Source organism: Leptospira mayottensis 200901116 (assembly GCF_000306675.2).
GTDB lineage: Bacteria > Spirochaetota > Leptospiria > Leptospirales > Leptospiraceae > Leptospira > Leptospira mayottensis.
In genome coordinates this window covers 1102613-1116989 of the sequence record NZ_CP024871.1, presented here as the reverse complement: position 1 = coordinate 1116989, position 14377 = coordinate 1102613, and the positions used below count along the sequence as shown (strand labels likewise).

Here is a 14377-nt window from a genome sequence, read left to right as displayed (position 1 = left end):
CATGAAAAAGAAAATAGCGTTAGTAAGTATGTTGTTCTTTGTTTTCTTCTGCAAGGAAGAAAACAAAGAAGTCCCCAAACAAGAAAATTCCGTCCAGGAAGAGAAGGTGCAGGATATGAAGACCGAAAGAGTATTCAATGGCGTGTATGCAATGAGAGAAATACATCTTTTGAAGGAAGTTTTTGGAATTCAATCGAAGTTTAACGATTATTGCCTCCGAATCGATCTCAAAGCAAACGTTGTAGAGCTTGGAATTGTGGAAGGGAAGGTTTACAAAGGGAAGATTGTAGAGAAAGATTCGGAAAGTGTAACGGTCGAGATCAATGGCAAAAGCCAGAAATATTTCATAGCGAAAGATCAATTTGATAGCTATGCACTCCTGACGGAAAACTATTCCAAAAAAGAAGCGGATGGGAAATGGGATATGGATAGCATCGCGGGGGCCGAGTCTACTTCGCAAACGATTGCTGGATGTGTTTCCAATATTGGTCTTAACGAAGAATTACAATATCGTGAAGAGGACCACTCGGTTCCGAAGAAGAAGTGATGTTTTTGTTCTGTTGCAGAACACACATCAAAACAGGGTTCCGGGGATGGAACCAAGGAGATAGCCCGGAGAAGGGGTAGCGGAATACCGAGCTTGGAAACACAATTAGACATTTGTAAATTAGAAAGACAGCAAGCTCGGTATGAAGCGAGGGGAAGGCTTTCCCCTTCCCCATCTGTCCTCAGTCTTCTGTCTTCTGTCCTCTGAATGAAGCAAAGTTCGACGAAGCAGCCCTGTATACGGGATATGCAGTGAGAGAAAAGAGCAATGCAATCGGATATTTAAAGAAGAAATACTATTCGTTAGGCGAAGAGATTACGAGTGAAATAGACAACCGAGGATTGACATATACAAAAAATTCTTTCCTGAGTTACAGAGATAACCTACTCAACAAAAACTTTCAAAATAGCACACAAGTTCAGAAACAAATCCAAGAAGGAAAAAACGCCGTGGCGGGGATTATATCCGAAGGAGAAAGTTACAACCAAATCCAAGGAATGATCCAAACCGCGGCAAACTTAAACAAACAAGGAGAAGAAAACAAAACAAGAGTAGAGAAACTACTACTCGAATCCAAAGAATTAGCAAATCGTAATATCGGAGAAGGACTCTTAGACGGATTGCAAGAAATGATTGCAAGCATCCAAAGTGCATTACCACAAGAAGTATCGAACAACGGAGTCGCTCAATACATCCAAGCACAAGAGAAAGAATTGGAAGAAAAACAAAAAAAGGCAGATGAACTACTTTCTCACATGAATTTACTTGTGACGAATAACAATGATTTGGCGGCGTTGCAAACTCTACTCCAAGGAAGTAGCCAAGCAATCAACTTGGCGGCAAACAGCGCAGTGTCGAAATACTTAGACGACTACGCAAAAAAACTACAAAAAGATAACGAAGAAAGAAGTGCAAATCTCCAAAAGACACTTTTAGAAGCGCTGACAAACGGAGACGAATACAAATATCTTAGAGAAGCAGGATACGGATTTAGAGTGGATGGAGAAGGAATCAGCGCGTATCGACAGATCTACAGCGGAGAAATCGAAATCGACGGCAGTGCGATGAAGAGCACGAGTTATTCTCCCGATTTAGAATATCAATATATACGAATGGAGACGAAGTTTAATCCTGGAAACCTGAGCGTGGATATGATGAATCCAAACGCGACAAGGTTCAACGCAGAAATGGTACTGGGAGTTAAAAACTACATCGACAATCTGCAAAAGAACGTAGAACAGATGTTTGCGCAGTTTAGCAACAAGACAAACGAGATCAAAGAAGAATACGCACAGAATCAAGAGATCGAAAGTTATCAAAAGAAATTGTATGAGGCAAGTAAAGAGAATTACTTAGCAGCCTTCCAAGCTTTACCCGGAGATCTGAAAGGCATGTTCGAAGGAGAAATGGGAGGCTTAAAAGGTTATCACGAACAAGGATCAAAATACAACTTTAGCCAAGGAAGCTTCAAAGGCCAAAGCGGAGATATGAAGAAGATCGGCAAAGCGATGTATGAAGGAGCTTCGATCGACGACACGGTATTCGGAGGAAGCAGAGAACTCAAAGGCTCGGTGAGCGTCAAAGGGATTCCTGTGGAAGTAAGCTACGGAATGCAATACTTGATCGTCACATCCGGATTTGACATTTCAAATTTAGGATACAACTTCAAGTTGAAGGGAGTGGGAACCAATTACGTCGACAATCAACTCTCAAACGTAAACAGAAAATATACCGTCTACTCCGAAGACATTCAAAATAGAATCGAAAAACAAGCAAAGGCGAATGACGCGGAGAAGGAAAGCAAGGGATTTCTGTTTAACGTATTAAGCGGAATGAGCGGAGGACAAAAACCTCATGAAGCCATTAAATCCGAAGTTCAAAGCCGCATAACGGGAGCAGTTGCGGAAGCAACTGGATTACCTGCGAGTTTTGTGGGAGCCCTTGTCGGCGGTTCCAACATGAAACAAGCGATGAAAGCATACGAGAAGAGCGTGACCACGGAAGCGATATCGCAAGCAACCGGAATTCCCGCTTGGTATTTAAACCAAAAGATTTCTGAGAAAGAAGCGACACACGCGATGACGACGAGCTTTTCGTACAACATGGGTCGGGGTCTTGGCACGATGGCGGCTGTTGCAATAGCGACAGTTGCGGTAGGTCCAGTCGGTGTCATCGCTCTTGCGGCAAATCCAGATGTGACGAAAAAAGTGAACAAGTTCTCGGATCATCTGGGTAAACAAGCGTATGAAAACCGCGAAACGATCGATACAGTAATAACGGTTGCTGCTTCTGCGACGGCAATCATAACAGGTGGAGCGAGTTTAGTAGCGCTTGCAGCTTACAAAACGATACAGGGCGCGACGGAAGGCGGCGTGTTGGGTGCGCTCGCTGGAGCAGCGACGATTGGGAATGCTCCTCTTTCGATTGCAACTGGAGGTCTTGTAAGCTATGACCTAAGCTACTCGAGAGAGAAAGGATTTGGAGCAAGTGTTGGGGGCGGCATGAAGCTGATGGAAGGCCTTGGAGTTGGAGCCACACTCAGTTACAACGAACAAACAGGATTCGGCGGATCCGCGGGTTTGCAAGCGGGAACAAGCGCACTTAGCTTTAACGCGGGAATAAGTTATTCCGAACAAGGAGGAATTTCAGCTAACGCTGGCCTCGGACTCGGAATGGGTAAAAACGGAACCACAGGATCGTATGCCAGCACTCTCAACTTGGGAATGAGCTACAACAGACAAGACGGCTTTGGCACTAGCGTGGGAATTTCAAGAAACAACAACGTGGTTCTTCCGGGAGTTGGTGCTACACTTTCTCGTTCGGAGTTTGGAGGATGGGGAGCGGATGTATCTACGGACCAATACGGTTCGTATGAAGGTAAAGGCGGTAAATACGGCGGAGTCAGTGGAGGACTTTCTTGGAACGAACACACGGGTGTTACACTCAGCTTAAACTCGGGGGGAACCAATGCATTCAACTACAATGCTCAGAGCGGTTTAACCAGTAACAGTAACTTTCTTGCCGAGTCTGCAATGAACAACGCTCTCGCTCAAGGTGTAGCCGATACCGATGAAGAGAAAGCATACAAAGCAGCGAAAGCAGAAGCGGATTCAAGAGCTGCTCAGAATAGGAACAATTCTGAACAAGGAAAATCTGCGTTAGACGCGGTTGGATACTCTACGCAGAGAAGAGAGGACGGCTTACCGGGAAGTCAAGGAACGATTGGCTTTGGAGATGCAGACGGTCCGAACCCTGCACACGGAACATCTTCTCATGATCCAGGACAAACGTTAACTTTATCGGGATCGTTTGGACCCGATGGAAAACCGACAGGTGGTCGTCAACTCAGTGCGGCGGATGTTGCGGAATTCAAAGCCGATTGGAGAAAGGAAAGTCCTGCGCAAACGGATGCGAACATCGCCGATTTGAAAGCGGCGGGATACGACACGAGTGGTCTTGAAAAGTTTGTAAACGATTATCGTAACGGAAAAGCGGCGAACAACCAAGGCGCGACGCCGGCAGTGGTTACAAATCATTCTCAGGGACCAACGGTTCTGTATGGCGGAGCTGTCCAGAACGCCTTGAGTTTTGTTGCGGACGGTGCGAAAGGTTTGTGGAACAAGATGACGGGGGGTGGTTCGAGTTCGACACAATCGCATATATCTACAGCAAATATGGATGCGATCCGAAATCCAGAGATCAAGGATACAACTTATTATCCAGGAAGCGACTCTAAAGTAGCTGGTGCCCCTCGCGCCACCGACGATGCAGTGAAAATCCACATTGTATCCGGTGATTTCGGGCGTGATACAACCCAATGGACGGATATGCCAGATTTTAGGGACAAGCGCCATTACAACAGCCACGATACTCCTTCTAAGGTTGATTTAGCAGGTAAATACTCAAATCGTGAAATGGCATGGTTTGGACCGAATGCCAACTTTAGAGTAGACGGAGTCTTTGTCGGAGAGAGAATCAGCGGTTCTCGGATTCAACTTTCTGTTTTGGATTCGAACGGTAATGCGGTTGGGCAGTTGAACTTAAAGCATTTCAAGGAAATCAATCAGGCGATCTATCAAGGAAAAGGTCAGGTTTTTTCTGGCGGAACTTACTTAGGTAGAACGAATGACAAGGTTGGATTGTCCGAAGGACAGCATATGCATGCCGAAGTTACACCTGAATTTGTTAAAAAGGGAGAACGAGAAGGAATTACATACACACGTGACGACATCTACAAGTGGATGCGTGGGGAAAACTAAGGAGAATATTATGAAAACAATATACAAGAGTATTTTGATATTTTTGATTTTGATTAGTTCTTTTTGCAAACAGGAACAAAAGGGAGAAGATGTGAAAGTCGAAAAAACAAGAGGAGTTTTGCTGCAAAATGCACATCCGATTACTCAAAAAATTGTTGAAATCTTGAGAGAGAACAAGCCTGAAGAGTTGATGGCGTTCTTGGATACGACATACAGCTTTGAAATTGATGAATGGTATATTTCCTTACCCGATGGCTCCGATCATGGGGCTCCACCTAAAAGGAAAGATTTTATGAAGGATGGCATTGATGAGAGCGGTAAAGATTTAATTTTTAACAATTCGGTGATGCAGAAAGAATTCCAAGATACTTTCCCTGGAATCGCATCTTTTCGAGAAGCATTTATGAACCCGAAAGTTGAGATTGTTGATAATTTTAAAAGAGGTGATCACGGGTATATTGGTATTGATTATGCGAATTACATATATTCAATAACTTTCTCATGTAACAAAAGCGAGGATTGCAAGATTATCCGGTTTGAAATTGGGAGAAAGTGATTTCCCCGCGTGAGCGATCGCAGCGAAAATACTGCAATGCACCGTTCTTTTAGAACAGAGATTTGTGTAGGAATAGAAAGGAATTTGAATATTTTGAAAATACAAAATGTGCTAGTGTGCTAGTCCAAAAACCGTCGTTTGTATAGTATGTTAGAATTTGACAAAATGCACAAAAGATGACATATTATTAAGCGACCTCTGAATTAAGATAAACATGGTGTAACCCGCCCAAAACTTTTCGTTTGATAACTTTGGAGGTAGGAGTTGGAAATGTAACGACCCTACCACAAGGAGAATCCTTGTTTAAGGCCAGATGAGGCCTCCAATGATTGTAGTAATCAACGTATTGCTGCGCAACGCGGTGCGAACATCGCCGGTTTGAAAGCGGCAGGATACGACACGAGTGGTCTTGAAAAGTTTGTAAACGATTATCGTAACCAATCGAAACCCGGTTATGGAAACTCGAATCAGACCGGAAGCCCGATCGTTGTGAATGGAAGTAGAACACCAACGTTAGGTGAAAGAGCTTCTTCAATTTTCGGTTCCGTTGTTGACGGCGCTAAGGGGTTGTGGAATCGAGCAACGGGGGGAGGTTCTTCACATGTGATTTCTACCGGCCCCGAACATTATGACACGGTCACAGGCAATAAACTAACTTACAAACTGCACGAGGAAGGCCCGGGCTTTAGTAGTAATTCTAGCCAAGATGGAGCCGACGACCATCGTTATGGACAGAAGCCGCTTGTTGACACGATTTCCAATACCATTAATGAATGGACGGGCAAGAATCCGGGTTATCCGATAGTGACAAACGATCTAGGTTACAAGACGGGAGACTATGATCCACGTGCAACTGGTACTAAGGAAGCAAAAGATGCCGGATATTACCAGCATCATAAAAACGGAAACGCTATAGACCTGTCGTATATGTCTACACCTGGAGTTGATCCGACTGGTAAGAATTACGATGTTAACAAGGCCTACGATCGAGACAAAACGATTGAATATATCAAAACGATTTCTAGAAATATTCCGCAAGGGGTTGGAAATTTTGATACTAATTTTGTAAAATTCAATGATCCAGCAGTGCATAAGTATTTTAAGGAAAACCCATTGCCGAATCTGCATCTCAAAAAAGATGACAAAGGATCAATGCACAGCAATCACTTGCATTTGGAGTTAAGCAGTTTACCGAAAGTAAAATAAAGGAGAGATGAGAATAGTATGATATTTAGAATACTACTGGTTAGTTGCATTTTATTGAATGCTTGTGACAAGCCTGTTAACAAAGAGGAAACGAAAATGGAAGTGAAGACATATACAAAACAAGAGAAAATGAAAATGTTAGATGTAATGCTTTCTAAACTTTTAAAGGACATTCAAGAAAAGAAAAACTTTACTCCTTTTTTAGAAGTAAGTGATGAACACAGTGGATATACGATTCATGCAGAAGAATCTATGGAAAAAGATTTGTATATAGGCAAGTTTCAGAAAGAGGGGCTTGGTGATATGGAAAAACATGTCACTGTTGAAGAAGTTGTGCGTCTTTTAAAAAAGGGAGATAAGGGCGGGATGAGCGAAGACGGCGGAAGTCTTTGGGTTATGATTGAAGCAGATCGTTTTGAATATGGAATAGATTTATTTTTTCCTGAAAAAGAAGGTAGATGGATTGTGCGGGGTTTTTCAAGACTAAGACCGGAGAGGGATTAGTAACAAGTGAAAGAACCGGGCTCCGGGGATGGAACCAAGGAGATAGCCCGGAGAAGGGGTAGCGAAATACCGAGCTTGGAAACACAATTAGACATTTGTAAATTAGAAAGATAGCAAGCTCGGTATGAAGCGAGGGGAAGGCTTTCCCCTTCCCCATCTGTCCTCAGTCTTCTGTCCTCTGTCCTCTGAATGGAGCAAGCGTCGGCGGTGGCATGAAGCTGATGGAAGGCCTTGGAGTTGGAGCCACACTCAGTTACAACGAACAAACAGGATTCGGCGGATCCGCGGGTTTGCAAGCGGGAACAAGCGCACTTAGCTTTAACGCGGGAATAAGTTATTCCGAACAAGGAGGAATTTCAGCTAACGCTGGCCTCGGACTCGGAATGGGTAAAAACGGAACCACAGGATCGTATGCCAGCACTCTCAACTTGGGAATGAGCTACAATCGCAACGACGGCTTTGGCACTAGCGTGGGAATTTCAAGAAACAACAACGTGGTTCTTCCGGGAGTTGGTGCTACACTTTCTCGTTCGGAGTTTGGAGGATGGGGAGCGGATGTATCTACGGACCAATACGGTTCGTATGAAGGTAAAGGCGGTAAATACGGCGGAGTCAGTGGAGGACTTTCTTGGAACGAACACACGGGTGTTACACTCAGCTTAAACTCGGGGGGAACCAATGCATTCAACTACAATGCTCAGAGCGGTTTAACCAGTAACAGTAACTTTCTTGCCGAGTCTGCAATGAACAACGCTCTCGCTCAAGGTGTGGCCGATACCGATGAAGAGAAAGCATACAAAGCGGCGAAAGCAGAAGCGGATTCCAGAGCTGCTCAAAATAGGAACAATTCTGAACAAGGAAAATCTGCGTTAGACGCGGTTGGATACTCTACGCAGAGAAGAGAGGACGGCTTACCGGGAAGTCAAGGAACGATTGGCTTTGGAGATGCTGACGGTCCGAACCCTGCACACGGAACATCTTCTCATGATCCAGGACAAACGTTAACTTTATCGGGATCGTTTGGACCCGATGGAAAACCGACAGGTGGTCGTCAACTCAGTGCGGCGGATGTTGCGGAATTCAAAGCTGATTGGAGAAAGGAAAGTCCTGCGCAAACGGATGCGAACATCGCCGGTTTGAAAGCTGCAGGATACGACACGAGTGGTCTTGAAAAGTTTGTAAACGATTATCGTAACCAATCGAAACCCGGTTATGGAAACTCGAATCAGACCGGAAGCCCGATCGTTGTGAATGGAAGTAGAACACAAACGTTAGGTGAAAGAGCTTCTTCAATTTTCGGTTCCGTTGTTGACGGCGCTAAGGGGTTGTGGAATCGGGCGACGGGGGGAAGTTCGAAGCCTGTTACTCATCAGACCGCTCCTGTATTCGAACTCGATAATGGCGCAAAATTGCCTTTTGAAAATCAAGGATCTGGTTATGGTAGAGTTAGAATTTTACATGATTCAAAAACTGGTGAAAGTAAAACTACTGGTCCGCATACTGGTTTAGATCAACCACAGGCATCGGGTGCACCTGTTCCTGTTGTTGACGATGGTAAGGTTATTTTAGTTAATAGAGATTTTAGAACCAGAACAAAAGGCGGGAAAGGCTACGGTGCAGTTGTTGTTGTCCAACATAATAACGGTATTTTAACTCTTTATGGTCACAATTCAAAGATAAATGTTAATGAAGGTGATACTGTTACAAGAGGGCAGGTTATTTCAAATGTTGGAAACTCAGGAAACTCTTGGGGAGCTCATATGCATTATGAAGTTCGAACAGGCAACAACGTAACAAAAGACAATTTTTATGGTAAAACAAAACACCATGATCCTTCGACTTTTGATTGGAATCAATAAAAATAGGAGCGCGCAATGAAAGGTAGATTGTTTATTATTCTTTCATTATATATTAGTTTTACACTAAATTGTAATTCTAAATTTGAAGATAGAACAAAAGAGGATTCTATGACAAAAGAGCAGATCTTTGAACAGCTAAAAGGATTATGGTCAACAGAACAAGCCTGGGGGGGAGGAGTATATATCGGATTTCATAAAACAAAGGGAGGGATTCAGTTAATAATGAACGATGGACCTGATAGCATATCCTTTGATAAAATTAAATTAAACTGCAATGAAAAAAAACATTGCATTGTCTTTGAATCGAAAAACCCAAAAGATTCGGTGTTAGAGTTTGATCTTCAATCAAGAAATGAAATTCAGGTAAAAAATATTAAAGAATTTAAAATTTCAAATCATGAAGGGTCAATGAATTCTCCTTTTGAATCAAAGTTATTCCAAAAGGGAGAAATTTTAAAAAAATATGAATAAGGTCTTAGGGTACAGAACCCACAACCACATCAAAACAGGGTTCCGGGGATGGAACCAAGGAGATAGCCCGGCGAAGGGGTAGCGAAATACCGAGCGTGGAAATACAATTAGACATTTGTAAATTAGAAAGATAGCAAGCTCGGTATGAAGCGAGGGGAAGGCTTTCCCCTTCTGTCCTCAGTCTTCTGTCTTCTGTCCTCTGAATGAAGAAATTACGAGTGAAATAGACAACCGAGGATTGACATATACAAAAAATTCTTTCCTGAGTTACAGAGATAACCTACTCAACAAAAATTTCCAGAATACAACACAAATCAACAAACAAATCCAAGAAGGAAAGAACGCCGTGGCGGGGATTATATCCGAAGGAGAAAGTTACAACCAAATCCAAGGAATGATCCAAACCGCGGCAAACTTAAACAAACAAGGAGAGGAAAACAAAACAAGAGTAGAGAAACTACTACTCGAATCCAAAGAATTAGCAAATCGTAATATCGGAGAAGGACTCTTGGATGGATTGCAGGAAATGATTGCAAGCATACAAAGTTCGTTACCACAAGAAGTATCGAACAATGGAGTCGCTCAATACATACAAGCACAAGAGAAAGAGTTGGAAGAAAAACAAAAAAAGGCAGATGAATTACTTTCTCACATGAATTTACTTGTGACGAATAACAATGATTTGGCGGCGTTACAAACCCTACTCCAAGGAAGCAGCCAAGCGATCAACTTGGCGGCAAACAGCGCAGTGTCGAAATACTTAGACGACTACGCAAAAAAACTCCAAAAAGATAACGAAGAAAGAAGTAACCAACTCCAAAAGACACTTTTAGAAGCGCTGACAAACGGAGACGAATACAAATATCTTAGAGAAGCAGGATACGGATTTAGAGTGGATGGAGAAGGAATCAGCGCGTATCGACAGATCTACAGCGGAGAAATCGAAATCGACGGCAGTGCGATGAAGAGCACGAGTTATTCTCCCGATTTAGAATATCAATATATACGAATGGAGACGAAGTTTAATCCTGGAAACCTGAGCGTGGATATGATGAATCCAAACGCGACAAGGTTCAACGCAGAAATGGTACTGGGAGTTAAAAACTACATCGACAATCTGCAAAAGAACGTAGAACAGATGTTTGCTCAGTTTAGCAACAAGACAAACGAGATCAAAGAAGAATACGCACAGAATCAGGAGATCGAAAGTTATCAAAAGAAATTGTATGAGGCAAGTAAAGAGAATTACTTAGCAGCCTTCCAAGCTTTACCAGGCGAATTGAAAAACATGTTCGAAGGAGAAATGGGAGGCTTAAAAGGTTATCACGAACAAGGATCGAAATACAACTTCGGAACAGAAAGTTTCAAAGGCCAAAGCGGAGATATGAAGAAGATCGGCAAAGCGATGTATGAAGGAGCTTCGATCGACGACACAGTTTTTGGAGGAAGCAGAGAATTAAAAGGCTCGGTGAGCGTCAAAGGGATTCCTGTGGAAGTAAGCTACGGAATGCAATACTTGATCGTCACATCCGGATTTGACATTTCAAATTTAGGATACAACTTCAAGTTGAAGGGAGTGGGAACCAATTACGTCGACAATCAACTCTCAAACGTAAACCGAAAATATACCGTCTACTCCGAAGACATTCAAAATAGAATCGAAAAACAAGCAAAGGCGAATGACGCGGAGAAGGAAAGCAAGGGATTTCTGTTTAACGTATTAAGCGGAATGAGCGGAGGACAAAAACCTCATGAAGCCATTAAATCCGAAGTGCAAAGCCGCATAACGGGAGCAGTTGCAGAAGCAACCGGATTACCTGCGAGTTTTGTGGGAGCCCTTGTCGGCGGTTCCAACATGAAACAAGCGATGAAGGCATACGAGAAGAGCGTGACCACGGAAGCGATATCGCAAGCAACCGGAATTCCCGCTTGGTATTTAAACCAAAAGATTTCTGAGAAAGAAGCCAATCATGAGATGGCAAAAAGTTTTTCCTACAACGCAGGAAGAAGTTTAGTAACGATGGTAACGGGTGTAGTACAAGTTGTAGCGAGAGCAGGAGAAGCATTTTTAGACTACACACCTAGTGGTCTGTTGATGAAAGCAGTTGCACCGAGTCTGACCGATCAAGCACGTAAAACGGCTGATAACGTAGACAAACAAGCCGGCAAGTTTGCAGATCATATCGGTAGACAAGCTTACGAGAATCGAGAGACGATCGACACGGTAGTGACGGTAGCAGCAGTGGTCGGAGCGGCGTTTAGTTTTGGAACATCCATGGCGGCGCTTGCAGCCTACAAGATAGCGGAAGGCGCAACCGAAGGAGGCGTCTACGGAGCGTTAGCTGGTGCAGTGAGCACGGTGGGAACAGCAGCCAGCATATATACGGGAGGTGTGATCGGATTTGATTGTAGCTACAGCTACGCAGATGGTTTTGGCGCAAGCGTTGGCGGTGGCATGAAGCTGATGGAAGGCTTGGCAGTGGGAGCAACGTTAAGCTACAACGAACAAACAGGATTCGGAGGAAGCGTAGGACTACAAGCAGGAACAAACGCACTTAGCTTTAACGCAGGCTTAAACTACAGTCAACAAGGAGGAATTTCCGGTTCAGCAGGACTTGGACGTGGGCTCGGAAAGAACGGAGGCACAGGATCATATTCAGCTTCTTTAAACTTAGGAGTGAGCTACAGCAGACAAGACGGATTCGGGATGAACGCGGGAATCTCGTCTAACAACAATCATGTTCTACCCGGAATGGGAGCAACCATTAGCAGAAGTGAATATAGCGGATGGGGAGCGGATGTATCAACTGACCAATACGGGAAAGTAGAAGGAGGCGGAGGCAGACCAAGCTTCGGTGGAGTGAGCGGAGGACTTAGTTGGAGTGAAAGAGACGGTTTTACCGCGAGCTTTAACGTAGCCGGAACGAACGCTCTCAGTTACAATTCTCAATCTGGTCTTTCGTCTAACGCCGATTTTATATCCCAATATTCTATGAACAATATTCTCGCTCAAGGTGTGGCCGATACCGATGAAGAGAAAGCATACAAAGCAGCGAAAGCAGAAGCGGATTCCAGAGCTGCTCAGAATAGGAACAATTCTGAACAAGGAAAATCTGCGTTAGACGCGGTTGGATACTCTACGCAGAGAAGAGAAGACGGCTTACCGGGAAGTCAAGGAACGATTGGCTTTGGAGATGCTGACGGTCCGAACCCTGCACACGGAACATCTTCTCATGATCCAGGACAAACGTTAACTTCATCGGGATCGTTTGGACCCGATGGAAAACCGACAGGTGGAAGACGTCCGTTATCCGCAGAAGACAAGGCAGCATTCTGGGACAACTGGAAGGGAGAGACTCGCGCTCAAACGGATGCAAGCATTGCAGAGTTAAGAAGAATGGGTTATGATACCGCGGAGATTGAAGGGAAAGTTCAAGCGTATCGTAATAACCAGGATTCAATACCTGCAAACTCAAATTCAACACAAAATACCACACATCAAAGTCAAGGCACTGGGTTGTATGGAGGAGTAGTTCAGAATATTCTAAACTCTGCAGTCAGTGGGGCGAGTAGTTTGTGGGACAAGGTAACGGGGGGAAGCAAACCTATAGCTCATCAGACCGCTCCTGTATTTGAACTTGATAATGGCGCAAAATTGCCTTTTGAAAATCAAGGATCTGGTTATGGTAGAGTTAGAATTTTAACTCGTAATGATGGAACAACCTATACAAGCGCTCCACATTCAGGTTTAGATCAACCACAGGCATCGGGAACACCTGTTCCTGTTGTTGCTGACGGTAGAGTCATTGCTTTAAGTCGTAATTACGAAAATAATCAAAATGGTGGTGGCTACGGTGCTTTTGTACTTGTCCAACATAATAACGGTATATTCACATTATACGGTCACAACTCAAATGTACTTGTAAATGTAGGTGATACTGTTACAAGAGGGCAGGTTATTTCAAATGTTGGAAATTCAGGTAATTCATTTGGAGCACATATGCATTACGAAGTTAGGACGGGATTTAATGTTGATCCGAGAGCTTATATCTCTCAAACTAATCATCAAAATCCTGCAACGTTTAATTGGAATCAGTGGATTCAAGACCATCCGGAGTGATCAAAATGATAAAAAAAATTAATATATTGTTCCTTACATTGATTCTCATTTCCCAATGTAAGGAGAGCAATTACAATCAGGAGGATAATATGAGTTTAAATACGCCAAATGTATTATCAATAGATACTTTGTTAAATGGGATTTGGACAGATGGCAGCGAGTACGCTACTACTTATATGAAATTTGTAAAAATAAATAGTAATTATGAATTTCATATAATAGAAGGTCCAGATGGTGCAATATTTAAAAATGTTAAAGTAATATGTAATAAAAAATATTATTGTAGAATCTTAACTTCAAATGAAAAGTCTTTACTTTTGAGTTTTCATATTCTCAAAAATAATGATATAAAAGTCGAATTTTTTCCTAGGCCAGAACAAACCCTTTTAGTTGAAAAAATCAATTCACAAGAAAGCCTTAAAGTTCCAACTGTGTATGCTAGCGGATCTATTTTGAAAAATCTGTCCCCAGCACAAAACACACATCAAAACCGGGCTCCGGGGATGGAACCAAGGAGATAGCCCGGCGAAGGGGTAGCGGAATACCGAGCTTGAAAATACAATTAGACATTTGTAAATTAGAAAGATAGCAAGCTCGGTATGAAGCGAGGGGAAGGCTTTCCCCATCTGTCCTCAGTCTTCTGTCCTCTGTCCTCTGAATGAAGCAAAGTTCGACGAAGCAGCCCTTTACACAGGATATGCAGTGAGAGAAAAGAGCAATGCGATCGGATTCCTCAAGAAGAAGTATTATTCGTTAGGCGAAGAGATTACGAGTGAAATAGACAACCGAGGATTGACATATACCAAAAATTCTTTCCTGAGTTACAGAGATAACCTACTCAACAAAAACTTTCAG

Annotated in this window: 7 protein-coding genes and 3 pseudogenes; 9 read left to right on the top strand and 1 reads right to left on the bottom strand. The window is 43.2% G+C overall.

Translation table 11 applies throughout. The annotated features are described in order from the left end of the window. The first annotated feature begins 1 nt into the window (after window position 1). The 3 genes from LEP1GSC190_RS05000 to LEP1GSC190_RS04985 all read left to right on the top strand — a co-directional run bounded on the left by LEP1GSC190_RS05000 (window position 2) and on the right by LEP1GSC190_RS04985 (window position 5362). Window positions 2-547, top strand: a complete 546-nt coding sequence (locus LEP1GSC190_RS05000) for a hypothetical protein (protein WP_117344686.1) — start codon at window positions 2-4, stop codon at window positions 545-547. Window positions 548-1302: 755 nt separating this feature from the next. Further along, window positions 1303-4806: a peptidase M23 gene (locus tag LEP1GSC190_RS04990; protein ID WP_237578363.1), complete on the top strand. Its 3504-nt coding sequence runs from the start codon at window positions 1303-1305 to the stop codon at window positions 4804-4806. Between the two features lie 10 nt (window positions 4807-4816). After that, entirely contained in the window at window positions 4817-5362 is a 546-nt protein-coding gene (locus tag LEP1GSC190_RS04985; protein ID WP_002747209.1) for a hypothetical protein, read from the top strand. A gap of 187 nt (window positions 5363-5549) precedes the next feature. Here LEP1GSC190_RS04985 and LEP1GSC190_RS04980 read toward each other — a convergent pair. Next, window positions 5550-5729 (bottom strand): annotated as a pseudogene (locus LEP1GSC190_RS04980) (integrase core domain-containing protein); the annotation flags it as partial. On the opposite strand from LEP1GSC190_RS04980, the pseudogene LEP1GSC190_RS04975 reads away from it, so the two are divergent. From LEP1GSC190_RS04975 to LEP1GSC190_RS20140, 6 genes and pseudogenes are all read left to right on the top strand, one after another. Then, a pseudogene (locus LEP1GSC190_RS04975) lies at window positions 5714-6568 on the top strand (hypothetical protein); the annotation flags it as partial. The pseudogenes LEP1GSC190_RS04980 and LEP1GSC190_RS04975 sit on opposite strands and share 16 nt — an antisense overlap. An 18-nt stretch (window positions 6569-6586) precedes the next feature. Then, the gene (locus LEP1GSC190_RS04970) at window positions 6587-7072 is read left to right on the top strand and encodes a hypothetical protein (protein WP_117344688.1); all 486 of its coding nucleotides are present in this window, start codon (window positions 6587-6589) and stop codon (window positions 7070-7072) included. 191 nt (window positions 7073-7263) lie between these two features. Continuing rightward, window positions 7264-8931: pseudogene (locus tag LEP1GSC190_RS04965) on the top strand (M23 family metallopeptidase); the annotation flags it as partial. Between the two features lie 15 nt (window positions 8932-8946). Beyond that, window positions 8947-9402 carry a hypothetical protein gene (locus LEP1GSC190_RS19705; protein WP_117344689.1) on the top strand — a complete coding sequence of 152 codons (456 nt, stop codon included), beginning with the start codon at window positions 8947-8949 and terminating at the stop codon, window positions 9400-9402. 238 nt (window positions 9403-9640) lie between these two features. Beyond that, window positions 9641-13522 (top strand): M23 family metallopeptidase, encoded by a 3882-nt coding sequence (locus tag LEP1GSC190_RS20145; RefSeq protein ID WP_420844286.1) that lies wholly within the window; start codon window positions 9641-9643, stop codon window positions 13520-13522. Between the two features lie 89 nt (window positions 13523-13611). After that, a complete protein-coding gene (locus tag LEP1GSC190_RS20140) occupies window positions 13612-14043 on the top strand; it encodes a hypothetical protein (protein WP_237578337.1) in 432 nt (143 codons plus the stop codon). Window positions 14044-14377: the final 334 nt, after the last annotated feature.